Consider the following 24490-nt stretch of genomic DNA (forward strand, 5'->3'; position numbering starts at 1 on the left):
ATGTATCTGTTCCGTCTAGCCATGGCCAGCCTGGCTAACCGCCGCTTTACCGCGATCCTCACCGCCTTCGCCATCGCCCTGTCGGTGTGCCTGTTGCTGGCGGTGGAGCGCGTGCGCGTTGAGGCGCGCAACAGTTTCGCCAGCACCATCAGCGGCACCGACCTGATCGTCGGCGCCCGCTCGGGCTCGGTGAACCTGCTACTGTACTCGGTGTTTCGCATCGGCAACGCCACCAACAACATCCGCTGGGACAGCTACGAGCATTTCGCCGCCAGCCCTCAAGTGAAGTGGGCCATCCCGATTTCCCTCGGCGACTCCCATCGCGGCTACCGCGTCATGGGCACCAACGCGTCCTACTTCGAACACTACCAGTACGGACGCAAACAAAACCTCGAACTGGCCAGCGGCCGCGCCTTTGCCACCGACCCGTTCGAAGTGGTGCTCGGCGCCGAAGTGGCCGACGCGCTGCACTACAAGCTCGGCGACAAACTGGTGCTGGCCCATGGCGTGGCGGTGGTCAGCCTGGTCAAACACGATGACAAACCTTTCACCGTGGTCGGTATTCTCAAGCGCACCGGCACACCGGTGGACCGCACGCTGCATATCAGCCTGGGCGGGATGGAAGCGATCCATATCGACTGGCACAACGGCGTGCCGGCCCAGGGCAAAGGCCGGATCAGCGCCGACCAGGCGCGCAATATGGACCTCACGCCGCAGGCCATCACTGCGTTCATGCTGGGCCTGAACAACAAGATTTCCACCTTCGCCCTGCAACGGGAGATCAACGAATTCCGTGGCGAGCCGATGCTGGCGATTCTACCCGGCGTGGCGCTGCAAGAGTTGTGGAGCATGATGGGCACCGCTGAAAAGGCGCTGTTCGTGATCTCGCTGTTCGTCGTGCTCACCGGTTTGATCGGCATGCTCACGGCGATCCTCACCAGCCTCAACGAGCGCCGCCGCGAAATGGCGATCCTGCGTTCGGTGGGCGCCCGCCCGTGGCATATCGCGACGTTACTGATCTTCGAAGCGTTCGCCCTGGCCTTGTCCGGCGTGGTCGCGGGCGTGGGTATGCTCTACGTGTGCATCGCCGCCTCGCGCGGGTATTTGCAGGCCAACTACGGGCTGGACCTGCCGATGTCGTGGCCCAGCGAATATGAATGGACGCTGCTCGCCGGTATCCTGGCCGCCGCGCTGTTAATGGGCAGCGTGCCCGCGTGGCGCGCCTACCGGCAGTCTTTGGCCGATGGCCTGTCCATCCGTTTATGAGGAAGGTTTCGATGCGCCGTGCCCTGTTTGCCCTGTTGCTGCTGATCGCCCTGCCCGCCTGGGCCGCCGAGCCCAAAGAGCTGACCTGGTCGGAGCTGATCCCGCCGGACGCCGAGCCGGAAGTACCGAACATGCAGCCGCTGCACAATTTATCCGGCATGGCCGATGCGCTGGAATCGGCGCCGGCGGCCAAGCAGGAAATGCCCCACGCGCCTGTGGTGCCGGCCCTTGACGGCAAGCACATCCGCCTGCCGGGTTATATCGTGCCATTGGAAGTCGGCGAGAACGGCCGCACCACCGAGTTTTTACTGGTGCCGTATTTCGGCGCCTGCATCCATGTGCCGCCGCCACCTTCCAACCAGATCGTGCATGTCACCAGCGAAGTCGGCGTGAAGCTTGATGAGCTGTACCAGCCGTACTGGATCGAAGGCGCGATGCAGGTCAAGCCGTCGAGCAGCGAACTGGCCGACGCCGGTTACCAGATGGAGGCCGAGAAGATTTATATGTATGAGCTGCCGGAATAGAGCTGATGAAGCTTTCATTGAGCTGAGTCAAAAGACCGGGCGGAACGATCTTTACCATTGGACGTACAACTTTTAAACGTCCTTTGGAGCTCCCATGAACAAGTCTCTGCTCGGCGCGTCCCTTTTCGCGCTCGCCCTCGTCGCCCCTGTCGCACACGCTCACGAAGCGGGCGACATTCTGGTTCGCGCCGGTGCAATTACGGTGAACCCGAAGGCGGACAGCGGCCACGTCAAAGTCGACCAGGGCCCCTTGGCGGGCACCAACCTGGGCGGCAAGGCGACCATGAGCAGCGACACTCAACTGGGCCTGAACTTCGCCTACATGCTGACCAACCATGTTGGTATCGAACTGCTGGCCGCTACACCGTTCGAGCACGATGTGAAGATCAAGGGCACCGCGCTGAGCCCAGCCAACGGCAAGCTCGGCACCCTCAAACACCTGCCGCCGACCTTGAGCGTTGTCTACTACCCACTGGACAACAAGTCGGCCTTCCAACCCTATGTGGGCGCCGGTATCAATTACACCTGGATCTACGACGAACACGTCGGCAGCCGTGCCCAAGGCGCCGGCTTCAGCAACTTCAAGGCTGAAAACTCCTGGGGCTGGGCCGCGCAGATCGGCGCGGACTACATGATCAACGACAAGTGGATGATCAACGCCCAGGCGCGCTACATCGACATCAGCACCAAGGCCACCGTGGAAAACAACGGCGTGGCGCCGGGCACTCGCGCCAAGGTCAATGTGGACGTGGACCCGATGGTTTACATGGTGGGGATTGGCTATAAGTTCTGACCCGGTTTTAACTGCCACTACATAACTAATGTGGGAGCGGGCTTGCTCGCGAATGCGGTGGATCAGTCATGAATCTGTTGACTGACACTCCGCCTTCGCGAGCAAGCCCGCTCCCACATTTGGTTTTCAGGCGTGTCAGCTATGGCGATAGAAGCGGTCCAATAACGCCGGCAGCCCTGCCCGCCACGCCCGTGGCTTGATGCCGAAGGTATGGAGGATTTTCTTGCAGGCGAGCACCGCGTGTTGCGGTTCTTCACCGGCATCCGGCCGGGCCGCGTGGGCCTGGGCGGTGGGGGATTCGATCGCCAGCGGGTGAAAGGTGCGCGCTTCGGTGAGGATCGCCTGGCCCAGCGCCAACGGTGTGGTCGCCTCCTGGCCGGCATAGTGATAGGTGCCCCACAACGGCGCCGCGCAATCGAGTTGCTTGAGCACCGAGATGATCACCCGCGCGGCATCGTCCACCGGCGTCGGGTTGCCGCGACGGTCGTCCGCCATCAGCAATTCGTCCGGTTTCTCGGCCCGGGCCAGGAAGCGCCCGAGCGTTCCGTCGACGCTGTCATCCAGCAACCAGCCAAACCGTAGTAACACATGTTGCGGGCACGTGGCGCGCACGCTTTGCTCGATCCGCCACAACGCCTGGCCGCGCAGGCCCAGGGGCACCGGCTCGTCCTTTTCGCTGTAGGCGGTGGCGCGGGAGCCATCGAACACGCGGTAGCTGGAGGGTTGCAGCAAGGTGATGTTGTGGTGCTGGCACAGCTCGGCCAGGCGCTCGATGGCGAATTCCTGGGAGGCCAGGCGCGTTTCGCTGACCGCTTCGGCCTGGAACCAGTCGAAATAGTAGGCGAGGTTGATCAAGGCATCGGGACGGGTGTCGTCGAGCAATTGGGTGAGGCTCGCGGCATCCCAGCCGTCTTGGGGCGGTTTGGGTGCGAGGAAACCGATGTCTTCCTCTGCACCCAGGCGAATCAGCGCCTGCCCGAGGGCATTCCCGCCGCCCAGTAACATAAGGCGCATTCGCATAGATTGAGCAGGCCCGGTCAGTGTGGAACGAAGGTTGTTCAGGTATTTGTCAGAATCGTTGCATTTTGCGGGTTTGTAGCGCAACCGTCACGGATAAACTGCGCGATTGCAACTTGTTGGATCGGGCAGTATCAATCACTACATGAACCGACCCGAATCCACCGACAGCGCCTTGAACGGTTTCCACCCCGCCGTCAGCGCCTGGTTTGCCAGCACCTTCCCTTCGGTGACAAGCGCCCAGGCCCAGGCCTGGCCGTTGATCCGCCAGCGTCAATCAACACTGATCGCCGCGCCCACCGGCTCCGGCAAGACACTGACGGCCTTCCTGGCGGTGCTCGATGACCTGGTTCACCAGGGCCTGGCCAACAGTGGGCAACTGCCGGATGAAACCCTGGTGGTCTATGTGTCGCCGCTCAAGGCGCTGTCCAACGATATCCAGATCAACCTGCAAAACCCGCTCGCCGGGATCACCGAGCACTTGCAGCGCCTGGACCTGCCGCCGCTGGTGATCCGCACCGCCGTGCGCACCGGCGACACGCCGCAAAAAGACCGTGCACAGATGCGCAAGCGAGCGCCGCACATCCTGGTGACCACTCCAGAATCGCTCTACGTGCTGCTGGGCTCGGACTCCGGCCGGCAGATGCTCGCCAGCACACGCACGGTGATCGTCGACGAGATCCACGCCATCGCCGCCGGTAAACGTGGCAGCCATTTGGCCCTGAGCCTGGAGCGTCTGCAGGGGCTGTGCAGTGAACCGTTGACGCGCATCGGCCTGTCGGCCACGCAAAAGCCCATCGAGGCGGTGTCGCGGTTTCTGGTGGGCAGCGGCCGCGATTGCGCGATTGTCGACATCGGCCACGCCCGCCCCCGCGACCTGGATATCGAGGTGCCACCGGTTCCGCTCTCGGCGGTCATGGCCAACGATGTGTGGGCGCTGGTCTATGACCGCCTCGCCGACTTGGCCCGCGAACACCGCACCACATTGGTCTTCGTCAACACCCGCCGCCTGGCCGAACGCCTGGCCCGGCATTTGAGCGAGCGCCTGGGCAAAACGGCGGTTGCTGCGCACCATGGCAGCCTGGCCAAGGAGATGCGCCTGGATGCCGAACAACGCCTCAAGGCCGGCGAGCTGCAAGTGCTGATCGCCACCGCATCGCTGGAACTGGGGATTGATATCGGCGATGTGGATCTGGTCTGCCAGATCGGCTCGCCCGGCTCGATCAATGGTTTTTTGCAAAGAGTCGGACGTTCCGGGCACCAGGTCGGCGGCACGCCCAAGGGTAGGCTGTTCGCCACCACCCGCGACGACTTGATCGAATGCGCCGCGCTGCTCGACTGCGTGCGCCGGGGCGAATTGGACACCCTGCACATACCAGTCGCGCCGCTGGACGTACTGGCCCAGCAGATCATTGCCGAAGTCAGCGCCCAGGAATGGTCGGAACAGGCGTTGCTGGATCTGATCCACCGCGCCGCGCCCTATGCCGAGCTGGATGAGCATCACTACCAGGCATTGTTGCAAATGCTCGCCGACGGCTACAACGGGCGCCAGGGCATCCGCAGCGCCTACCTGCACCGCGACGCCCTAACGCGCACGTTGCGCGGCCGCCGAGGCGCCAAACTCACCGCCGTGACCAGCGGCGGCACCATTCCCGATAACGCCGACTACAGCGTGTTGCTCGAACCCCAGAGCCTGAACATCGGCAGCGTCAACGAAGACTTCGCGGTGGAAAGCATCGCCGGGGATATCTTCCAGCTGGGCAACACGTCGTACCGGATCCTGCGGGTCGAAGCCGGCAAAGTGCGGGTCGAAGACGCCCATGGCCAGCCCCCGACCATCCCGTTCTGGCTCGGTGAAGCGCCGGGGCGCAGCAACGAATTGTCGGCCTCGGTGGCGCGCCTGCAAGGCCTGTTGGACGTGCTGCTCAGCGCCACCCCTGGCGACTTGCAACCCGCCCTGGACTGGCTCACCGACACCCTGCGCCTGAACCACGCCAGTGCCGAACAAATCCTCGATTACCTGGCGCGCACTCGCCTGGCCCTGAGCGCGTTGCCGTCCCAGGACACGTTGATCATGGAGCGCTTCTTCGACGCTTCCGGCGGCACCCAACTGATCATCCACACGCCGTTCGGCAGCCGCGTCAACCGCGCCTGGGGCCTGGCGCTGCGCAAGCGGTTTTGCCGCACCTTCAATTTCGAATTGCAGGCGGCGGCCAGCGAAAATGCCATCGTGCTGTCGCTGTCCACCAGCCACAGTTTCGAGCTGGACGAGGTGTGGCGTTACCTCAACAGCAACAGCGCCGAGCACATCCTGATCCAGGCGGTGCTGGATGCGCCGCTGTTCGGCGTGCGCTGGCGCTGGAATGCCGGTGTGGCCCTGGCACTGCCGCGTTATACCGGCGGACGCAAGGTAGCGCCGCAGATCCAGCGCATGAAAAGCGAAGACCTGATCGCCAGTGTGTTTCCCGATCAGATCGCCTGCCTGGAAAACCTCGCCGGCGAACGCGAAGTCCCGGACCATCCGTTGATCGAACAGACCCTCGACGATTGCCTGCACGAAGCCATGGACAGCGACGCCTGGTTGGCGCTGCTGCGGCGCATGGAGCGCGGCGAGGTGCGCCTGATCAGCCGCGACCTGCCGGCGCCCTCGCCCATGGCTGCGGAAATTCTCAGCGCGCGGCCCTACACCTTTCTCGACGACGCGCCACTGGAAGAACGCCGCACCCAGGCGGTGTTCAACCGACGCTGGACTGACCCGCAGAGCACCGACGACCTCGGCGCCCTGGATGTCGACGCCATCGCAGGGGTGCGCGAAGAAGCGTGGCCGGCGCCCAACGGCGTGGATGAAATGCATGAGGCGTTGATGAGCCTGGCGTGCATCGCCGACGCCGAAGTCACCGTGCAGTGGCGCGAGTGGCTGCACGCCTTGGCCAAGGGTGGCCGCGCCTATCAATTGCACAACGGCGTGTGGGTCGCGGTCGAGCGCCTGAGCTGTTTGCAGGCGATCTACCCCAGCAACTTGCCACTGCTGCCGGGTTTCGATGAACCCTGGACCTTTGATGAGGCCGTGGTGGAAGTGCTGCGCGCGCGCCTCGGTGGGTTCGGCCCCCTGACGTTGACCGAAATCGCCACACCGCTCGCGTTACCGCTGGCGGATGTCACTCAAGCGCTGGCCCGCCTGGAACAGGAAGGCTACGTGCTGCGCGGCCATTTCAGCCCCGACGCCACCGAAGAGCAATGGTGCGAACGTCACCTGCTTGCGCGCATCCACCGCTACACGATCAAGCGCCTGCGCCGCGAAATCGAGCCGGTGGCGTTGCAGGACTTCATGCGTTTCCTGTTCGACTGGCAGCACCTGTCCGACGGCACCCGCGGCCAGGGCAGCGCGATGTTGGCGCAGATCGTCGGCCAGTTCGAAGGTTACGCCGCCGCCACCTCCGCGTGGGACAGTGACCTGCTCAGTGCGCGGCTCAAGGATTATTCGTCCACCTGGCTGGATGACCTGTGCCGCAGCGGCAAGCTGGTGTGGACGCGCTTGAGCAACAAGGCCGGCGCCATGGCCTTGCGCAGCACGCCGGTGGTGTTGCTGCCACGTAGCCAGGTGGGATTGTGGAGCGGATTGACCGAGCTCACCGACGCCGCAACGCTGTCGCCCAAGGCGCAGAAGGTGCATCAAGCCCTGCGCGATCAAGGCGCCTTGTTTTTCGATGAGCTGGTGCACGAAGCCCACTTGCTGCGCAGCGAACTGGAAACCGCCCTGCAGGAATTAGTGGGTGCCGGGCTGGTAAACGCCGACAGCTTCGCCGGGCTGCGCGCCCTCACCACCCCTGCGAGCAAACGCCAGGCGCGCAGCAGTCGGCGTGGGCGCGGTGCGTTTATCGGCGGCATGGATGACGCCGGGCGCTGGGCCCTGGTGCGGCGTTCATCAACCGCCGCCGGCCCGCATTCGGCCGAGACGCTGGAGCATGTGGCGATGACGCTGCTGCGCCGTTATGGCGTGGTGTTCTGGCGCTTGCTGGAGCGCGAGGCGGATTGGTTGCCAAGCTGGCGCGAGTTACTGCGCACCTTCCATCGCCTGGAAGCGCGCGGGGACATTCGCGGCGGGCGCTTTGTCAGCGGCCTGGCGGGGGAACAGTTTGCGTTGCCGGAGGCGATTGCATTGCTGCGTGAAGTGCGGCGTCGGCCCCATGATGGGAGTTTGATTGCGGTGTGCGGGGCCGATCCGTTGAATCTGGTGGGTACGCTATTACCGGGGGATAAGGTGCCCGCGGTGAGCGGTAATCGGATTGTGTACCGGGATGGGTTGCCGGCGGCGGTGAGGGTGGCCGGCAAGCAGCAGGTGTTGCTGGAGGAGGATCAGTTGGCGGTGCAGGAGAAGTTGATCAGGCATTGAAATGGGGTGACATTGAAGGCCTCTTCGCGAGCAAGCCCGCTCCCACAGTTTGACCGGGGTACATCCTTGGAATACGGTCAAACTGTGGGAGCGGGCTTGCTCGCGAAGGCGTCAGCCCAGGCACGGCTGATCATTGGGTGCGCGGCTGTTCAGTCAGCACCACGGCCTCATCCTGCGCCATGCGCTTGGGCAACAGCACCTGCTGTGGATAAGTCTGCGCAAAGTGCACCTCATCACAGTTATCCACAAGCTTCTTCAACCGCTGGTTAAACGCACGACTCACCGCATATTGCCCACCCGACACCGTGCGGAACTGTGCGGTCAGCACCACGCCGTTAAGGTCCATCTTGTCGACACCAAACACCTCCAAAGGGCCTTGCAGGTTGTACTTGAGGAACACGTCATCACGGATCGACTGCCCGGCCTCCTGGATCAGCTCCACCGCCTTGTCCACATCGGTGTCATAGGTGAACTGCACTGAGAAAAACGCATAGGCAAACTGCCGCGATTGGTTAGTGACGGCCTTGATCTGCCCGAACGGCACCGAGTGCACAAAGCCCTTGCCGTCGCGCAGGCGCAGGGTGCGGATGGTCAGGCCTTCGACGGTGCCGGCATGGCCGGAGTCGAGCACCACCCAGTCGCCGATCGACAGCGTGTCTTCGATGATGATGAACAGGCCGGTGATCACATCCTGCACCAGTTGCTGGGAACCGAAACCGATCGCCAGGCCCACCACGCCGGCGCCGGCCAGCAGCGGGGCGACGTTGATGCCGAGGTTGGCCATGGTGGTGATCGCGCAGATCACCACCAGGATAATCTTCACCGCATTGCGCAGCAGCGGCAGGATGGTCTTGATTCGCGTGCTGGGCTGGCGGCTGGAGCGTTTGTTCACCGGCGGCTTCAGCGCTTCCTGGATCGCGGTGTCGAGCACCACCCAGAACAACCAGGTCATCAGCAGGATCAGGCCGATGCTGCTGAGAGAGTCGCTGATCGCCCGGCCAATGGAGTTGCGCTCGGCGAACTCGAACAGCGACACGCCCCAGATCCGCCCAAGCACTTCAATGAACGCAACGGCCATGACAATGCGCAGGATCGCATGCAACAGGCTGAGGAAGCGTTCCTTGTAGGCACTGCTGCGCTGGATCGCGACCTGGCTGCGCGACTTGAACAGGTGCTGCAGCACGGTGCTCAGGAACACCGTGCCGATCAGCAGGATCGTGGTGAACAACGCGCAACGCAGCGCCTTCTGATTATCGTCGCCGGCGCCGATCAGGTTGATCGCCGAGACCAGCACCATCAACAGAATCGGCCAGTACCACAGCCCGGAAAACACCCGCAACGACTGCTGCAACGCCGGGTGTTTGAGGCGTTGGGCCAATGGCCGGTTACGGATCAGATGGGCCACCGGGCGGCGCAGGCGCACCACCAGCACGCCGAAGATCACCGCGGCGAACAGACCGGTGAACACGGCGATGCTACTGGTGATATTGCCGCCCAACTGGCGGGCGATCTGCGGGCTGGTCAGGGCATCGCTGAGGGCTGCGAGAAAGCCGATCAGGAACAGCGGCTTGGGGCAGTAGCTGCGAATGATCTGCACCGCCGGGCGCTTGTGGCCGACGTTGAACATGACAATCACGCAGAGCAGCATCGAGGTGGAAAAGATGCCGCTGCTGGTGGCGTAGGCAAAACACAGCGCCAGCGCGCGGCCCACGGAAGTCGCCAGAAAGTGGCTGACATACAGCGTCAGCGGCAGGCACACCAGCGCCGGCACCGTATAGGGCAGCACATAGCCAAGCACGGCCAGCAGCCGTTTACGTCGTTCGAAAAAGAGGCGCTGGCCAAGACGCCGTACGGCAAAGCGCCCCAGCAACGTCAGCAACGCAAATGCGCCGATCCAGACCCCGGACAGCAACAGAAAGTCGCCCGCCACGCTCCAGGGCGAACGCGCAGCGGTCTGGTCGACCAGGCGACCCACTTCATCTGCCGCCCGATCCGCGCGCAGACGCCATTGATCAACAAGGCCCTGATTGAGGTCCAACTTTTGCTGCACGTCATCAATGCTGGAACTGATGGCCCCCAGCAATCCGCCTTCCACCAGCAATTCCGGCTTGGCCGGCGCATCCGGTTCTGGCGCGGTCGCGGCCGCTTGCAGGGCGCCACTGCCGCAAAACATCAGCGCACCCAGCAGTAATGCAGTCTTTAGATTCAGCAACACACCGAGCTCCCGCAAAAGGTTCTGTAAGGAACTGACGGGTTTGATGCCTGATCGTTCCCGAGAAAGTGCCGCCTGTAGGAAGCGCGAAACTTTCAGGCGGATGCCGCAGTCATCCAAAAACGGAGGTCAACCGACCCTTTTTGACGGGAGCATTCATGGCGGCGATTCACATCGGCATTTCCGGCTGGCGCTACACGCCCTGGCGCGGGGATTTCTACCCCGAAGGGCTGACCCAGAAACGCGAGCTGCAGTTTGCGTCACGCGCCGTCAACAGCATTGAGATCAATGGCTCGTTCTATGCGCTGCAAACCCCCAAGCGCTACGCCGAGTGGTACGCCGACACGCCCGAAGGCTTCGTGTTCAGCGTCAAGGCGCCGCGCTTCATTACCCACATCCTGCGGTTAAGGGACGTGCATGCGCCGATGGCCAATTTTTTTGCCTCCGGGATACTGGAGCTGAAGGAAAAGCTCGGCCCGATCCTTTGGCAGTTCCCGCCCAGCTTCAAGTTCGACCCGCCGCTGTTCGAAGCCTTTCTGCAGGAACTGCCCACCGACACCCAACAGGCGGCCGCCCTCGCCCGTCAGCATGAACCGCGCCTGAACGGCAAGGCGAGCATGCAAGCCCATGGCAAGCGCGCGCTGCGCCACGCGGTGGAGATCCGCCATCAGAGTTTTGCCGTGCCGGAGTTTGTGCAGATGCTGGACAAGTATGGAGTGGCACTCGTGGTAGCGGACACCGCCAGCAAGTGGCCTTACCTGGAAGATGTCACCGCCAACTTCATGTACCTGCGCCTGCACGGCGACAAGGAGCTGTACGCCAGTGGCTATAGTGACGAGGCCCTCAAGCGCTGGGGCGATCGCATCGAGCGTTGGAGCCAGGGCAAGCAGCCTGCGGACGCCAAGCTGGCCGACCCGCACCACAAGCCCCGCGCCCGCAAACAGCGGGACGTGTTCTGCTTTTTCGACAATGACATCAAGGTGCGTGCGCCGTTTGATGCACGCCAATTGCTACAGCGTTTCGAGCTGGATAAACACCTCGCCACCGAGCCCGGAAAACTGCCTGCGTCGGGGGTGTTGCCATGACCCATCCGGAATTGATGCCCACCGCGCCCACCACCGCCATCAAGCGCTTTACGGTGCTGACGGTGAATATCCATAAAGGCTTCACCGCGCTGAACCGACGTTTCATCCTGCCTGAGTTACGCGAAGCGGTGCGCAGCGTGGGCGCCGATATCGTGTTCCTGCAGGAAATCCACGGTACCCACGAACGCCATCCGCAGCGCTACAGCGACTGGCCGAAAATGCCGCAGTACGAGTTCCTCGCTGACAGTATCTGGCCGCAATTCGCCTATGGGCGCAATGCCGTCTACCCCCACGGCGACCACGGCAATGCGTTGATGTCGAAATTCCAGATTGTGAGCTACGACAACCTCGACATTTCCCAAAGCGGCCACGAAAACCGTGGCCTGCTGCATTGCGTGCTGCGCCTGCCGAGCACCGGCCAGGAAGTGCACGCGATCTGCATGCACCTGGGCTTGCGCGAGGTGCATCGCCAGCAACAATTGCGCCTGCTGGAGCAACGTATCAGCGAGATTCCGGCCGATGCGCCACTGGTGGTGGCTGGCGATTTCAACGACTGGCGCCAGCGCGCCGACCTGAGCCAGAGCGGCCTGAGGGAAGTGTTTTTCGAAGCCGACGGCAAACTCGCGCGCACCTTTCCAGCGCGCTTGCCATTGCTGGCGCTGGATCGCATTTACGTACGCAATCTGACCGCGCATAACCCCAGGGTGCTGAACACGCGCCCCTGGTCCCATTTATCCGATCATGTGCCGCTGTCGGTGGAGGTCGAGTTATGAACGTCGCGGTAGAACACATTTCCACCGACCAGCCGCCGGATGAAACCAAGGCCCGTGACGTGGATTACGGCTGGCAGAGCGGCAACCAGATCGAGTTGCTGGAGAACGGCGAGGCGTACTTTCCCAGGGTGTTCGAGGCCATGCGCCGGGCTCAGCGCGAGATCCTGCTGGAGACCTTCATCCTTTTCGAAGACAAGGTTGGACACGAGCTGCAAGGCATCCTGATCGAGGCGGCGCAGCGTGGCGTGAAGGTGGTGGCAAGCCTGGACGGTTTTGGCTGCGGCGAGCTGAGCCCGTCGTTCCTGCGTGAGTTGGCCGAGGCCGGCGTGATGGTGCAGATGTTTGACCCCGCGTCCAAGACCCTGGGCATCCGCACCAACTGGTTTCGTCGCCTGCACCGCAAGATCGTGGTGGTGGACGCCAGCGTGGGGTTTATCGGCGGGATCAATTTTTCCGCCGATCACCTGGGCGATTTTGGCCCCGAAGCCAAGCAGGATTACGCCGTGCAAGTGACAGGGCCGGTGGTGGCCGACCTGCATCATTTCGCCTTGGCACAAAGCGGGCGCCAGGTGCGCACGCGACGCGGCTGGCGACGGCGCCAGCAACGGCCTTCGGCGTGGTCGAGCGAGCAAGGCGACGGCCTGGTGCGCCTGATCTATCGCGACAACCTGCAGCATCGCGACGACATCGAAGAGGCGTATATCCACGCATTGAGCAAGGCGCAAAAACGCGCGGTGATTGCCAACGCCTACTTCTTCCCCGGCTACCGCCTGTTGCGCGAGATCCGCAACGCCGCGCGCCGTGGCGTGCACGTGCAACTGATCATGCAGGGCCAGCCCGACGTGCTGCTGGCCAAACTGGCGGCACGCATGCTCTATGACTATTTGCTCAAGGATGGCGTGGTGATTCATGAATATTGCCAACGCCCGCTGCACGGCAAAGTGGCGCTGGTGGATGACGACTGGAGCACCGTGGGTTCGAGCAATCTGGACCCGCTGAGCCTGGCGCTGAACCTGGAAGCCAACGTGTTGATTCGTGATCGTGGCTTCAATCAACAGCTTTATGACAGCCTGGAAGCCCTGGCCAGGAATCATTGCCAGACCATCCCGGAGAAGCGCAAGCCACGCCTGTGGCTGTGGCGTCTGACCGTGGGTTTCCTGGTGTTCCATGTGATGCGCCACTTCCCTGTGCTGACCGGCTGGCTGCCTGCGCACAAGCCACGATTGAAACCCTTTGAGGCCCAGCCCCATGACGTCTGAAACCAAAGGCTCGCGGTTCCAGCGCTGGAAGAAACCGCTGACTGTCGTCTTCTTCCTGCTGCTGATCGTACTGTTCACGATGCTCGCGCGGCGCATCGATTGGAGCGAAGTGCTGCAGACCCTGGGCGAATTCAAGGTGCGCACCCTTCTGATCGCGGGCGCCCTGACGCTGTGCAGCTTTCTGGTGTACGCCAGCTTCGACTTGATCGGCCGCACCTACATTCGCCAGAACCTGAGGTGGAAGCAGATCCTGCCGGTGGGGATCATCAGCTATGCGTTCAACCTCAACCTGAGTGCGTGGGTCGGCGGTATCGCCATGCGCTATCGGCTGTATTCGCGGCTGGGGGTGAGCACCGGCAATATCGCCAAGATCCTCGGCCTGAGCCTGGCCACCAATTGGTTCGGCTACATGGCCATCTCGGGGGTGATTTTCAGCAGCGGCCTGGTCACCATGCCGCCGGGCTGGAAGGTCAGCACCACGGCCTTGCAAGGCATCGGCGCGTTGCTGGTGCTGGCCAGCCTGGGTTACCTGGCGGCGTGCCAGTTTTCGAGAAAGCGTGCGTGGACCATTCGCGGCATGGAAATCAACCTGCCGTCGCTGCGCATGGCATGTTTGCAGTTAATGTTGGGCGCGCTGAACTGGTCGCTGATGGCGGCGGTGATCTTCACCCTGCTGCCGTCCAAACTGGACTACCCACTGGTGCTGGGGGTGTTGCTGATCAGCGCGATCGCCGGGGTGCTTACGCATATCCCGGCCGGGCTCGGCGTGTTGGAAGCGGTGTTTATTGCGTTGTTGCAGCATGAAGCGTCGCGGGGCAGTTTGCTGGCCGGGTTGATTGCGTACCGGGCGATCTACTTTATTTTGCCGCTGCTGATTGCGCTGGTGATGTACCTGGGGGTGGAGGCGAAGGCCAAGGCGTTGCGGGTGAAGAAGACACCGGCTTGAGGCTGTAGTGGCTGGTCGATCGCCTTCGCGAGCAAGCCCGCTCCCACATTTAACCGTGTACATCCTTTGGAACGCGGTCGAATGTGGGAGCGGGCTTGCTCGCGAAGGCGGTCTAAAGACCACCAACTTATCGAGATTGGATGATGCTCAACCGCTCCCCCACCACCATCTCGGTAATCCAATCCACCAGGATCGAGGTGTAGGCCTGCTGGGACACCGGATCGCTGAGAGAATGGTCGGCACCGTCAATGATGCGATGGGTCAGCGAATGCGTCTGCTGGCAAGCCGCGCGGTAACTCATGATGGTGGCGTGGGGCACGTGATCGTCCGTCTCCGACTCCACGATCAGCACATCACCGGTAAACGCCGAACACGCGTGCAAGGCGCGATTGGTTTCGGCATGCACCAAGGTGCTGCGGTAATCCATCAGGTCCATCTTGTCCAGGTCGCGCTTGGGCTTGAGCCACTCTTCATCGCGGTACAGCGCAGGCACGCGCAGCGCCAGCCAGCGCACCGGGCGCAATGAGGTGAGAATCGCCGCCAGGTAGCCGCCGTAACTGGTGCCCACCACCGCCACCGCCGACGTGTCGATGGCCGGGTGCGCAAGCAAGCGGTCGTAGGCCGCCAGCAGGTCGCGCAGGTTGTCTTCACGGGTGACGCGGGATAACGGAATACCGGCGCCCGCGTGGCCGCGCAGATCGAAGGTCAGGCACACACAGCCCAACCCCGCGATGCCTTTGGCTCGCTCGAGGTCGCGCTCCTGGCTGCCGCCCCAGCCATGCACGAACAACACGCCCGGCACTTTCGATTTGGGGCTCAGGAATGTGCCGCTCATCTGTTCGTCGTCGATGTCGATCGCAATGCTTTCGCTTCTAGCCGTCATAAGATTCAACCGTCACGTACTTGAGAAGAAAGTCGCTGCTTTCCGCCGGGCCGCGGTACACCTCGATGGCATCGGCCGGCAACGCCTGGTCCTGGTAGGTTTCCACCGAAGACACCCGAATGGCTTTGAGGCCCGGGTCGTTGACAAAGCTCTGCAGCGCCGCGACTTCCGCGCTGCTGGCCCCGCCCATGCGCCAGGATTGTTCGAGCACGCCGCTGCGACGTTGGCCTTCGCTGTCCAGGCCCTGGGCGATGTCGTAGTTGCGTCGCGACGCATAGAAACCGGGGTAGGCTTCATCAGCGGCGCTGTCGAAGACCTGGGCTTGTCCGATGGCTTCGCGTACGTCGTCGGGCAGTTCGAGCTTCAACAGATCAGCGTAGCCGCCAGGCACCACCAACAGGCTGGAACCGCCGTAGACCTCAGCGCCCTGCCCGTCTTCAGTCAGGTATTGCTCGCCGCAGTAGCTGAACACATGAGCGCCGATAAAGCTCTGGCCGACACTGTGAGTGACCACATCCTTCAGGTCTTGTTCCAGCACCACGCCTTCGTTGAAGAGTGTGGCGGCATCGGGCCGAGCCAGCACGGCATCGAGCTCGTCGAGGCTGTGGATAACTTCCTGGCCGCGGCCCGCGCAGGCGTGCACCGGCTTCATGCGCACGGGCCCGCTGTAGAGCAAGCGTGTGGCGGCGGGTCGGGCGTCCTCCAGGGCGAAAACGCTCAAGCCATCCAGTACGACGTCTCGCACACGCTCGCAGAACAATGCCGACCAGCCCTCGGGCGCTTTGGCCTGCGGGCCGATCACGCCATGAGTGATGGCTTTGGTGCAGATGAAGTCGTGGTCGACGTAGCCGCCCCACAGATCCTCCGGCCCTCGGACACTGAGCGCCTGCGCCTGATCCGAGCCAATCAGGGTCTGCGTGGGCAACAGGTACAACGCTCGTCCCGCGTGCAGATCGGGGTCGTAGCTGCCGCCGAATTCGAGCCCCAGTATCTGCGCCAGCCAGCGCGCCAAGGCCCGGTTGGTTTCGATCTCATGCGTTGGCGCGCCGACTCGCGTGGAGTGAGCGACTACCAGCTTCTTGCGCTGAGTCGGGGTCATGCATCCTCCTTGGCCATCCCGCTGTGGTGAGGCAAGAAGGTTGCAGGGATCAGGCCAAGACTTCTTCAGCACGGAGGGTTTTACAAATCCGCCGGTTAACGAAGAAGAGATGGCAGTTGGCCTGTTTTATTCTGCACGACGCCGCGTTGACGTTGCGGCGTTCTGCACGATTCAAACCCCAAAGCGGCTGCGATAGTCACTTGGCGCCAAGCCGGTAATTCTCTTGAAGAGGGTGCGAAACGCGCTGGGGTCCTGGTAACCCACGGTCCAGGCAATATGGTCGATAGTGCCATTGGTAAACTCCAGCATCTGCCGCGCTTTGCCCACTCGCAGGTGTTGGCAATATTCGGTGGGTTTCAAGCCAGTGGCATTGCGAAACCGCCGCAGGAAGGTGCGCTCTTCCAGGCCTGCTTCCTGCGCCATCGCCGCCAGGGAAACATCCACCGCGCCGCTCGCCTGCAACCCGTGCTGGACCTTGAGGATGGCAGCGTCACCGTGGCCGAGAATCGGCGCGAAATTGCTGCCGCACTGGCTGGCGCTGTCACTGTGTTCGATTACCAGGAAGCGTGCAGTGTCGGCCGCGAGGCTTGGGCCCATCAGGCGGTCGACCAGGCGCAGGCCGAGTTCGGACCAGGCCATCAAGCCGGCGGTGGTGATCAGGTCGCCGTCATCGACGATGGGCTTGTCCGCCTCCAGGCGCACGGCCGGGTAACGGGCGGCGAAGGATTCGGCGGAAGACCAGTGCGTGGTGGCGCTACGCCCGTCAAGCAATCCACTGCGCGCCAGCATGATCGAACCGATGCACACGCCGCCGAGCACGGTGCCTGTCGCATGTTGCTGGCGAAGCCACTCCAGCAACGCAGGGGGTGCCTGCTCTTCGGTGAACTCACCCATTGACGGCGGCACCAGAACGGCCATCATCGGTTGAGCCGGGCCGGGATGGCTGCTGAATACGCGCACCGGCTGGCCGGTCGCATCCACCTGCCAATGGCTGACGCGCAGCAACGGCAGTTGCGCCGATTGATGCTCGGCGGCAATGCGGTTAGCCACGCCGAACAAATCAGTCAAACCATGCACGGCGGCCAATTGCGCGCCCTGGTAAATCAACACGCCCAACTCAACAACGACCATTGTCAGTTTTCCCCCTGTTATTGTCGGTGCAGCCAATCCCGGAGTCAGGCGCCAGCTAACATACTGAGCCCATCACCCCATCACGAGGCAACACACATGGCCAAGCAAGCGCTCATCCTAATCGATATCCAGAACGACTACTTCCCCCAGGGCAAGTGGCCACTCGACGGTGTGGAGGCCGCGGCAGACAAGGCCGCGCACGTGTTGCAAGCGTTTCGCCAGGCGGGCGATGCGGTGATTCACGTGCGTCACGAGTTTACTTCCGAGGACGCGCCGTTTTTCACGCCGGGCTCCGAGGGCGCGCACCTGCACACCAAAGTGCTGAACGAAGCCAATGAACCGGTGGTGCTCAAACATTTCGTGAATGCGTTTCGCGAGACCAATCTGCGTGCGGTACTGGAACAACGCAGCATCACGGAACTGGTCGTGGTCGGCAGCATGAGCCATATGTGCATTGATGCCGTGGTGCGAGCGGCGGCGGACCTGGGCTACACAGTGACTGTGATTCATGACGCGTGCGCGACGCGCGATCAGGAATTTAATGGGCAGGTGATTCCAGCGGCGCAGGTGCACGGGGCTTACATGGCGTCGCTGGCGTTTGGTTACGCAAGCGTGGTGTCGGCAGATGAATACCTGAAGGCGCAAGCGGCAGCCGCTTGACCGCCACTCGAGTATCAGCGTGCAGCGATGATGAACAAGCGCGGAAAGGGCAGCAACACGGTGCCATCGTCCAGGGCGGGATAAGCCTGGGTAATACGCGCTTGATATTCACGTAGGAAGGCGGTCTTTTCAGCCTCACTCAACGGAGCCAGAAAGGGCCGCAGCGCCGAAGCCTTGAACCATTCCACCACGGCGGCGTGATCCGCCAGCGGGTGCAGATAAGTGGTGCGCCACACATCGACGGTGCTGCAGTGTTCAGCCAGCAACGCGTAGTAATAGCTCGCCGTGTGGCGCTCATTGTGCTTGACCGCGCCGATTTTGGACGACCACGGCCCGTCAGCCGCGACTTCGCGGGCCAGGCGGTGGGCGGGCTCATCGAGGTTGTCAGGCGTCTGCACCGCCAGTGTGCCGCCGGGCGTCAACTGATGGACGAGGTGCGGGTAAAGCGTGGCGTGATCCGGCAGCCATTGCAGGGACGCGTTGGCCAGGATCACATCGAAGGTTTGCGCAGGTTTCCAGGCACCGATATCCGCCAGCTCGAAGCTGAGCGCCGGCAGGCGTTTGCGCGCGTCGGCCAGCATGTCGTCGGAGCTGTCCAGGCCGGTGACGTGGGCGTGCGGGAAGCGTTCGGCCAATACCTCAGTGGAATTGCCGGGGCCGCAACCCAGGTCAACGGCGTTACGCACCTCGGTGTTTGGAATGGCCGCGACCAGGTCACGGACAGGACGGGTGCGCTGCTGTTCGAACAGGGTGTATTGCTGGGCTGACCAGGTCATCGCGGCGTTCCGGTTTATTGAGGATTGGGTACAGCCTAAAACGTGTGGGCCGTGAGAACAATTGCCAGCGCTGGAGCACTCGCGGCTGCGACTCAATTTGACCGCAATAAAAAACCCCCGAGGCCTGAGCCTGCGGGGGTTCTGTTCGTTCTGTGTCCTGGACCTAGAACGGAATATCGTCATCAAAGCTGTCGAAATCCGGAGCCGGTTGTGGAGCAGCCTGTTGTGGAGGCGGCGCCTGGCGCGACTGTTGCGGTGCTGACTGCTGCGGACGTGGAGCCTGCTGGCGTGGGGCCGGTGCGGACTGCTGGTAGTTATTGCCTGCGCCTTGTTGGTCGCCCTGCTGTGGACGGCCGCCGAGCAGTTGCATGGTGCCTTGCATGTCGACCACGATTTCAGTGGTGTAACGCTTGATGCCGTCTTTTTCCCACTCACGGGTTTGCAGCTTGCCTTCGATGTACACCTGCGAACCTTTGCGCAGGTACTCACCGGCGATCTCCGCAACCTTGCCGAACATCGACACACGGTGCCATTCGGTCTTCTCGACCTTCTGGCCGGTCTGCTTGTCGGTCCATTGCTCGCTGGTCGCCAGACTCAGGTTGGTCACGGCGTTACCGTTAGGCAAGTAGCGAACTTCGGGATCCTGGCCGCACGTACCGACCAATATGACTTTGTTAACCCCACGGGCCATAACGTTCTCCTAAGCTGGGCGCGCTGTCGGCACTGGGTTGACCAGTTGCTCGAGCGTCGCGCGATCCAATAATTCGGTGTCTAGTTTGATGTAGATGGCGGCTTCTTCAGCGACAACCACGGCATCGGTAACCCCGGTAACGGTTTTCAGGCGCTCGGCCAGGCCAGCTTCGCGCATCGCGTCGGGCGATAACGGCAAGCGCAGACTCGTCACATAGGGAGGTTCGCGCATGGTAACAGCAAAGGCCAGCCAAAGTGCAGCCAGCCCGGCGCATCCCAGGAAAACAACCGACAAACCGCCATGCTGGAACATCCAGCCACCCATGATGCCGCCCAGTGCGGAACCCAGGAACTGGCTGGTGGAATACACCCCCATTGCCGTGCCCTTGCCACCGGCCGGTGAAACTTTACTGATCAGCGAAGGCAATGAAGCCTCCAGCAGGTTGAACGCGGTGAAAAACACCACCGTGCCGGTTACCAGTGCCCGCAGGCTGTCGCCGAACTGCCAGAAGAATAGCTCAGTGAGCATCAGCGTCGCGACGGCGCCGAGCAAAACTCGTTTCATTTTGCGTTTTTTCTCGCCATAGATGATGAACGGGATCATGGCGAAGAACGAAATCAGCAGCGCGGTCAGGTACACCCACCAGTGCTGTTCCTTGGGCAGCCCGGCTTTTTCCACCAGCGCCAGGGGCAAGGCGACGAAGCTGCACATCAGCATTGCATGTAATACGAAGATACCTAAATCCAGGCGCAGCAGGTCGGGGTGCTTGAGCGTCGGCAAGAGCGCCTGGCGCGCGACACCCGATTCGCGATGCTGCAGCGTGCCGGTGGAGCGCGGCACCATGAAGGCCACTATCACGATGCCGAACAACGCCATGCCGCCGGTTGCCAGGAACAACCCGTGCAGGCCGAACGCGCGGGTCAGCAAGGGGCCGACCACCATGGCTACGGCAAACGACAGACCGATGGTCATGCCAATCATGGCCATGGCCTTGGTGCGATGCTGTTCGCGGGTCAGGTCCGAGAGCAACGCCATGACCGCGGCGGAAATCGCACCGGCGCCTTGCAGGATGCGTCCGGCGATCACGCCCCAGATGGAATCGGATTGAGCCGCGAGCACGCTGCCCAGGGCGAAGACGATCAATCCGAGGTAAATCACCGGACGGCGGCCGATGCGGTCGGAAATGATCCCGAACGGAATCTGGAAAATCGCCTGGGTCAGCCCATAGGCGCCAATCGCCAGGCCGATCAATGCGGGGGTCGCGCCTGCGAGATCCATTCCATAGGTCGCCAGCACCGGCAACACCATGAACATGCCAAGCATACGGAAGGCAAACACCAGGGCCAGACCGCTTGCCGCTCGGGTCTCGCCGCTACTCATGCGTTCGCTGTGGGGATCGTGCATGGAAAAACCTCGTGTGAACCGGCGGCGATTCTACCAGTCCCATCGATTGAGAGGGTATATGCGGCGCTTTGCCGCGCAGCTTTCATCCAAGGCTGCAAGCGGCCTTTTGACAGTGTATATTCATCCAGTCTTTAGCCGTATACTCCGGCATTATTTAAGCCCGCCGTGCGAGGCCATCTTGGACAAGATCCTGATTCGTGGGGCTAGAACCCACAACCTGAAGAACATCGACCTGACCCTGCCCCGGGACAAACTGATCGTCATCACCGGCTTGTCCGGGTCCGGCAAATCGTCCCTGGCGTTCGACACGCTGTATGCCGAAGGCCAGCGTCGCTATGTGGAATCCCTGTCGGCCTACGCCCGCCAGTTCCTGTCGATGATGGAAAAGCCCGACGTCGACACCATTGAAGGCCTGTCGCCGGCAATCTCCATCGAGCAGAAGTCGACGTCCCATAACCCGCGCTCCACCGTGGGCACCATTACCGAAATCTACGACTACCTGCGCCTGCTGTATGCACGCGTGGGTATTCCGCGTTGCCCGGACCACGATATTCCCCTGGAAGCCCAGACCGTCAGCCAGATGGTCGACCTGGTGCTGGCCCAGCCGGAAGGCGCCAAGCTGATGCTGCTGGCCCCGGTGATTCGTGAGCGCAAGGGTGAACACCTTTCCGTCTTCGAAGAGCTGCGTGCCCAAGGTTTTGTGCGCGCGCGCATCAACGGCAAGCTCTATGAGCTGGACGAAGCCCCCAAGCTCGACAAGCAGAAGAAGCACTCGATTGATGTGGTGGTCGACCGCTTCAAGGTACGCGCCGACCTGCAGCAGCGCCTGGCCGAATCGTTCGAAACCGCGCTGAAACTGGCCGATGGCATCGCCCTGGTGGCGCCGATGGACGACGAGCCGGGCGAAGAGATCATCTTCTCCGCGCGCTTTGCCTGCCCGATCTGCGGCCACGCCATCAGCGAGCTGGAACCCAAGCTGTTTTCCTTCAACAACCCGGCCGGCGCCTGCCCGACCTGTGACGGCCTCGGGGTCAAGCAGTTCTTCGACATCAAGCGGCTGGTCAACGGCGACCTGACGCTGGCGGAGGGGGCGATTCGTGGCTGGGACAGGCGCAACGTCTACTACTTCCAGATGCTGGGGTCGTTGGCGTCGCACTATAAGTTCAGCCTCGAACTACCGTTCAACCAGTTGCCGGCGGACCAGCAGAAGGTCATCCTCAACGGCAGCGGTTCGCAGAACGTAGATTTCAAGTACCTGAACGACCGTGGCGATATCGTCAAGCGCTCCCACCCGTTCGAAGGCATCGTGCCGAACCTTGAGCGCCGCTATCGCGAGACCGAATCGGCCAGCGTGCGTGAAGAGCTGGCGAAATTCCTCAGCACCCAGCCTTGCCCGGATTGCCGCGGTACACGCCTGCGTCGCGAGGCGCGGCATGTATGGGTCGGCGAAAAGACGCTGCCTGCGGTCACCAACCTGCCGATCGGCGATGCCTGTGAGTACTTTGGTGTACTCAAGCTGACCGGCCGCCGCGGCGAAATCGCCGACAAAATTCTCAAGGAAATTCGCGAGCGACTGCAGTTCCTGGTCAACGTCGGCCTGGATTACCTGTCGCTGGATCGCAGTGCCGACACGTTGTCGGGCGGCGAGGCCCAGCGGATTCGCCTGGCTAGCCAGATCGGTGCCGGCCTTGTGGGTGTGTTGTATATCCTCGATGAACCGTCGATTGGCTTGCATCAACGGGACAACGATCGCTTGCTGGGTACGTTGAAACACCTGCGCGATATCGGCAACACGGTGATCGTGGTCGAGCACGATGAAGACGCAATTCGCCTGGCGGATTACGTAGTCGACATCGGCCCGGGCGCGGGCGTGCATGGCGGACATATTGTCGCCCAGGGCACGCCTGCCGAAGTCATGGCGCATCCGGATTCGCTGACCGGCAAGTACCTGTCGGGCCGCGTGAAAATTGCAGTGCCGGCCAAGCGCACGCCGCGTAACAAGAAGATGGCGCTGCACCTCAAGGGCGCGCGTGGCAACAACTTGCGCAATGTCGACCTGGAGATTCCGCTGGGCCTGCTGACCTGTGTGACCGGTGTTTCTGGCTCGGGCAAATCGACGCTGATCAACAACACGTTGTTCCCCTTGAGTGCCACCGCCTTGAACGGCGCGACCACCCTTGAAGCGGCGCCCCACGACAGCATCAAAGGCCTGGAACTGCTCGATAAAGTCGTTGATATCGACCAGAGCCCGATCGGCCGTACGCCGCGTTCCAACCCGGCGACCTACACCGGGTTGTTCACGCCCATTCGCGAGCTGTTTGCGGGTGTTCCGGAATCCCGTTCGCGGGGTTACGGGCCAGGCCGTTTCTCGTTCAACGTCAAGGGCGGGCGCTGCGAAGCGTGCCAGGGCGATGGCTTGATCAAGGTGGAGATGCACTTTCTGCCGGATATCTACGTGCCGTGCGATGTGTGCAAGAGCAAACGCTATAACCGCGAGACCTTGGAGATCAAATACAAGGGCAAGAATATTCACGAAACCTTGGAAATGACCATCGAGGAAGCGCGGGTGTTCTTCGACGCGGTTCCAGCATTGGCGCGCAAGCTGCAGACATTGATGGATGTGGGCTTGTCGTATATCAAACTGGGCCAGTCGGCGACCACGCTGTCCGGTGGTGAGGCGCAGCGGGTGAAGCTGTCCCGCGAGCTGTCCAAGCGCGATACCGGCAAGACCTTGTATATCCTCGATGAGCCGACCACCGGCCTGCACTTCGCGGATATCCAGCAACTGCTGGACGTGCTGCACCGCCTGCGTGACCACGGCAATACCGTGGTGGTCATCGAGCACAACCTGGATGTGATCAAGACCGCCGACTGGCTGGTGGACCTGGGGCCGGAAGGCGGTTCCAAGGGTGGCCAGATCATCGCGGTAGGCACACCGGAACAGGTTTCCGAAATGCCGCAGTCACACACCGGTTACTACTTGAAGCCGCTGCTGGAGCGCGACCGGGCCTGACTTTTCCGGGCCCAATGAAAAGCCCCTGTCACTTTGCTGTGACAGGGGCTTTTTCGTAGCCGGGAATCAGAACTGCGATTGCAGGTAATTCTCCAGGCCGATCAGCTTGATCAGGCCCAGCTGCTTTTCCAGCCAGTAGGTGTGATCTTCTTCGGTATCATTTAACTGCACTCGCAGGATTTCCCGCGTGACGTAGTCGTTGTGCTGCTCGCAGAGCTCGATGCCCTTGCAAAGCGCGGCACGGACCTTGTACTCGAGGCGCAGGTCGGCAGCGAGCATGTCAGGTACCGTGGTGCCCACATCCAAGTCATCCGGACGCATACGCGGCGTGCCTTCAAGCATGAGGATACGGCGCATCAGTGCGTCGGCGTGCTGCGCCTCTTCTTCCATTTCGTGGTTGATACGTTCGTAGAGCTCGGTAAAGCCCCAGTCTTCGTACATGCGCGAGTGGATGAAATATTGGTCACGAGCAGCCAGTTCGCCCGTCAGCAACGTGTTGAGGTAATCGATTACGTCGGGGTGACCTTGCATCGCCCTACATCTCCCTGCTTTAAAGGCTGTAGTT

The 24490-nt window shown here is 62.2% G+C and carries 19 protein-coding genes; 10 read left to right on the forward strand and 9 right to left on the reverse strand.

Annotated elements, in window-relative coordinates; genetic code table 11:
* The 3 genes from H0Z09_RS23885 to H0Z09_RS23895 all read left to right on the forward strand — a co-directional run bounded on the left by H0Z09_RS23885 (position 1) and on the right by H0Z09_RS23895 (position 2583).
* A complete protein-coding gene (locus H0Z09_RS23885; protein WP_186694020.1) occupies positions 1 to 1266 on the forward strand; it encodes an ABC transporter permease in 1266 nt (421 codons plus the stop codon).
* Between the two features lie 11 nt (positions 1267 to 1277).
* Positions 1278 to 1790 (forward strand): DUF3299 domain-containing protein, encoded by a 513-nt coding sequence (locus H0Z09_RS23890; protein WP_076952618.1) that lies wholly within the window; start codon positions 1278 to 1280, stop codon positions 1788 to 1790.
* A 94-nt stretch (positions 1791 to 1884) separates the two neighbouring features.
* Entirely contained in the window at positions 1885 to 2583 is a 699-nt protein-coding gene (locus H0Z09_RS23895; protein ID WP_016978527.1) for an OmpW family outer membrane protein, read from the forward strand.
* Positions 2584 to 2718: 135 nt separating this feature from the next.
* Here H0Z09_RS23895 and H0Z09_RS23900 read toward each other — a convergent pair whose 3' ends face one another.
* Positions 2719 to 3603, reverse strand: coding sequence for a sugar nucleotide-binding protein (locus H0Z09_RS23900; protein ID WP_076952617.1), 885 nt, complete (start codon positions 3601 to 3603; stop codon positions 2719 to 2721).
* Between the two features lie 142 nt (positions 3604 to 3745).
* Between H0Z09_RS23900 and H0Z09_RS23905 the strand changes: the two genes are divergently transcribed.
* Positions 3746 to 7993 carry a DEAD/DEAH box helicase gene (locus tag H0Z09_RS23905; RefSeq protein WP_186694023.1) on the forward strand — a complete coding sequence of 1416 codons (4248 nt, stop codon included), beginning with the start codon at positions 3746 to 3748 and terminating at the stop codon, positions 7991 to 7993.
* 130 nt (positions 7994 to 8123) lie between these two features.
* On the opposite strand, the gene H0Z09_RS23910 is transcribed toward H0Z09_RS23905, so the two are convergent.
* Positions 8124 to 10205: a mechanosensitive ion channel family protein gene (locus tag H0Z09_RS23910; RefSeq protein WP_186694051.1), complete on the reverse strand. Its 2082-nt coding sequence runs from the start codon at positions 10203 to 10205 to the stop codon at positions 8124 to 8126.
* Between the two features lie 158 nt (positions 10206 to 10363).
* Between H0Z09_RS23910 and H0Z09_RS23915 the strand changes: the two genes are divergently transcribed.
* From H0Z09_RS23915 to H0Z09_RS23930, 4 genes are read left to right on the forward strand one after another with little or no spacing between them, the layout of a single operon-like run.
* The gene (locus tag H0Z09_RS23915; RefSeq protein ID WP_186694026.1) at positions 10364 to 11290 is read left to right on the forward strand and encodes a DUF72 domain-containing protein; all 927 of its coding nucleotides are present in this window, start codon (positions 10364 to 10366) and stop codon (positions 11288 to 11290) included.
* Positions 11287 to 12063, forward strand: coding sequence for an endonuclease/exonuclease/phosphatase family protein (locus H0Z09_RS23920; protein ID WP_186694028.1), 777 nt, complete (start codon positions 11287 to 11289; stop codon positions 12061 to 12063). The genes H0Z09_RS23915 and H0Z09_RS23920 overlap by 4 nt, the downstream gene beginning before the upstream one ends.
* Positions 12060 to 13322 (forward strand): cardiolipin synthase ClsB, encoded by a 1263-nt coding sequence (gene clsB, locus H0Z09_RS23925; RefSeq protein WP_186694030.1) that lies wholly within the window; start codon positions 12060 to 12062, stop codon positions 13320 to 13322. The genes H0Z09_RS23920 and clsB overlap by 4 nt, the downstream gene beginning before the upstream one ends.
* The gene (locus H0Z09_RS23930; protein ID WP_076952612.1) at positions 13312 to 14268 is read left to right on the forward strand and encodes a lysylphosphatidylglycerol synthase domain-containing protein; all 957 of its coding nucleotides are present in this window, start codon (positions 13312 to 13314) and stop codon (positions 14266 to 14268) included. The genes clsB and H0Z09_RS23930 overlap by 11 nt, the downstream gene beginning before the upstream one ends.
* Before the next feature lie 127 nt (positions 14269 to 14395).
* Here the strand turns inward: H0Z09_RS23930 and H0Z09_RS23935 are convergent, their stop codons facing one another.
* From H0Z09_RS23935 to H0Z09_RS23945, 3 genes are all read right to left on the reverse strand, one after another.
* Positions 14396 to 15151: an alpha/beta fold hydrolase gene (locus tag H0Z09_RS23935; protein ID WP_076952611.1), complete on the reverse strand. Its 756-nt coding sequence runs from the start codon at positions 15149 to 15151 to the stop codon at positions 14396 to 14398.
* The gene (locus H0Z09_RS23940; protein ID WP_186694032.1) at positions 15141 to 16250 is read right to left on the reverse strand and encodes a DUF3182 family protein; all 1110 of its coding nucleotides are present in this window, start codon (positions 16248 to 16250) and stop codon (positions 15141 to 15143) included. Before H0Z09_RS23940 ends, H0Z09_RS23935 begins: the two co-directional genes overlap by 11 nt.
* Before the next feature lie 171 nt (positions 16251 to 16421).
* Positions 16422 to 17381, reverse strand: coding sequence for a GlxA family transcriptional regulator (locus tag H0Z09_RS23945; protein ID WP_186694034.1), 960 nt, complete (start codon positions 17379 to 17381; stop codon positions 16422 to 16424).
* 96 nt (positions 17382 to 17477) lie between these two features.
* Between H0Z09_RS23945 and H0Z09_RS23950 the strand changes: the two genes are divergently transcribed.
* On the forward strand, positions 17478 to 18041 hold the full coding sequence (locus H0Z09_RS23950; RefSeq protein WP_186694037.1) for a cysteine hydrolase family protein: 564 nt from the start codon (positions 17478 to 17480) through the stop codon (positions 18039 to 18041).
* A gap of 14 nt (positions 18042 to 18055) precedes the next feature.
* Here H0Z09_RS23950 and tam read toward each other — a convergent pair whose 3' ends face one another.
* The 3 genes from tam to H0Z09_RS23965 form a co-directional block, all read right to left on the reverse strand.
* Positions 18056 to 18817: a trans-aconitate 2-methyltransferase gene (gene tam, locus H0Z09_RS23955; RefSeq protein ID WP_186694039.1), complete on the reverse strand. Its 762-nt coding sequence runs from the start codon at positions 18815 to 18817 to the stop codon at positions 18056 to 18058.
* 163 nt (positions 18818 to 18980) lie between these two features.
* Positions 18981 to 19508 (reverse strand): single-stranded DNA-binding protein, encoded by a 528-nt coding sequence (locus H0Z09_RS23960; RefSeq protein ID WP_076952606.1) that lies wholly within the window; start codon positions 19506 to 19508, stop codon positions 18981 to 18983.
* 9 nt (positions 19509 to 19517) lie between these two features.
* Positions 19518 to 20912, reverse strand: coding sequence for an MFS transporter (locus H0Z09_RS23965; RefSeq protein WP_076952605.1), 1395 nt, complete (start codon positions 20910 to 20912; stop codon positions 19518 to 19520).
* Between the two features lie 178 nt (positions 20913 to 21090).
* Here H0Z09_RS23965 and uvrA point away from each other — a divergent pair, with 178 nt between their 5' ends.
* Positions 21091 to 23925: an excinuclease ABC subunit UvrA gene (gene uvrA, locus H0Z09_RS23970; protein WP_186694041.1), complete on the forward strand. Its 2835-nt coding sequence runs from the start codon at positions 21091 to 21093 to the stop codon at positions 23923 to 23925.
* A gap of 66 nt (positions 23926 to 23991) precedes the next feature.
* Here uvrA and bfr read toward each other — a convergent pair whose 3' ends face one another.
* Positions 23992 to 24456 carry a bacterioferritin gene (gene bfr, locus H0Z09_RS23975; protein WP_003176400.1) on the reverse strand — a complete coding sequence of 155 codons (465 nt, stop codon included), beginning with the start codon at positions 24454 to 24456 and terminating at the stop codon, positions 23992 to 23994.
* Positions 24457 to 24490: the final 34 nt, after the last annotated feature.

It is taken from the genome of Pseudomonas sp. SWRI18 (genome assembly GCF_014268345.1).
Lineage (GTDB): Bacteria > Pseudomonadota > Gammaproteobacteria > Pseudomonadales > Pseudomonadaceae > Aquipseudomonas > Aquipseudomonas cedrina.

Bases quoted from the DNA above. Each gene is read 5' to 3' on its own strand.
- H0Z09_RS23945 (WP_186694034.1), bottom strand. From the start codon at position 17,381: ATGGTCGTTGTTGAGTTGGGCGTGTTGATTTACCAGGGCGCGCAATTG.
- H0Z09_RS23915 (WP_186694026.1), top strand. From the start codon at position 10,364: ATGGCGGCGATTCACATCGGCATTTCCGGCTGGCGCTACACGCCCTGG.
- bfr (WP_003176400.1), bottom strand. From the start codon at position 24,456: ATGCAAGGTCACCCCGACGTAATCGATTACCTCAACACGTTGCTGACG.
- H0Z09_RS23885 (WP_186694020.1), top strand. From the start codon at position 1: ATGTATCTGTTCCGTCTAGCCATGGCCAGCCTGGCTAACCGCCGCTTT.
- H0Z09_RS23920 (WP_186694028.1), top strand. From the start codon at position 11,287: ATGACCCATCCGGAATTGATGCCCACCGCGCCCACCACCGCCATCAAG.
- clsB (WP_186694030.1), top strand. From the start codon at position 12,060: ATGAACGTCGCGGTAGAACACATTTCCACCGACCAGCCGCCGGATGAA.
- H0Z09_RS23905 (WP_186694023.1), top strand. From the start codon at position 3,746: ATGAACCGACCCGAATCCACCGACAGCGCCTTGAACGGTTTCCACCCC.
- H0Z09_RS23940 (WP_186694032.1), bottom strand. From the start codon at position 16,250: ATGACCCCGACTCAGCGCAAGAAGCTGGTAGTCGCTCACTCCACGCGA.
- H0Z09_RS23965 (WP_076952605.1), bottom strand. From the start codon at position 20,912: ATGCACGATCCCCACAGCGAACGCATGAGTAGCGGCGAGACCCGAGCG.
- H0Z09_RS23960 (WP_076952606.1), bottom strand. From the start codon at position 19,508: ATGGCCCGTGGGGTTAACAAAGTCATATTGGTCGGTACGTGCGGCCAG.
- H0Z09_RS23930 (WP_076952612.1), top strand. From the start codon at position 13,312: ATGACGTCTGAAACCAAAGGCTCGCGGTTCCAGCGCTGGAAGAAACCG.
- tam (WP_186694039.1), bottom strand. From the start codon at position 18,817: ATGACCTGGTCAGCCCAGCAATACACCCTGTTCGAACAGCAGCGCACC.
- H0Z09_RS23900 (WP_076952617.1), bottom strand. From the start codon at position 3,603: ATGCGAATGCGCCTTATGTTACTGGGCGGCGGGAATGCCCTCGGGCAG.
- H0Z09_RS23895 (WP_016978527.1), top strand. From the start codon at position 1,885: ATGAACAAGTCTCTGCTCGGCGCGTCCCTTTTCGCGCTCGCCCTCGTC.
- H0Z09_RS23950 (WP_186694037.1), top strand. From the start codon at position 17,478: ATGGCCAAGCAAGCGCTCATCCTAATCGATATCCAGAACGACTACTTC.
- H0Z09_RS23935 (WP_076952611.1), bottom strand. From the start codon at position 15,151: ATGACGGCTAGAAGCGAAAGCATTGCGATCGACATCGACGACGAACAG.
- H0Z09_RS23890 (WP_076952618.1), top strand. From the start codon at position 1,278: ATGCGCCGTGCCCTGTTTGCCCTGTTGCTGCTGATCGCCCTGCCCGCC.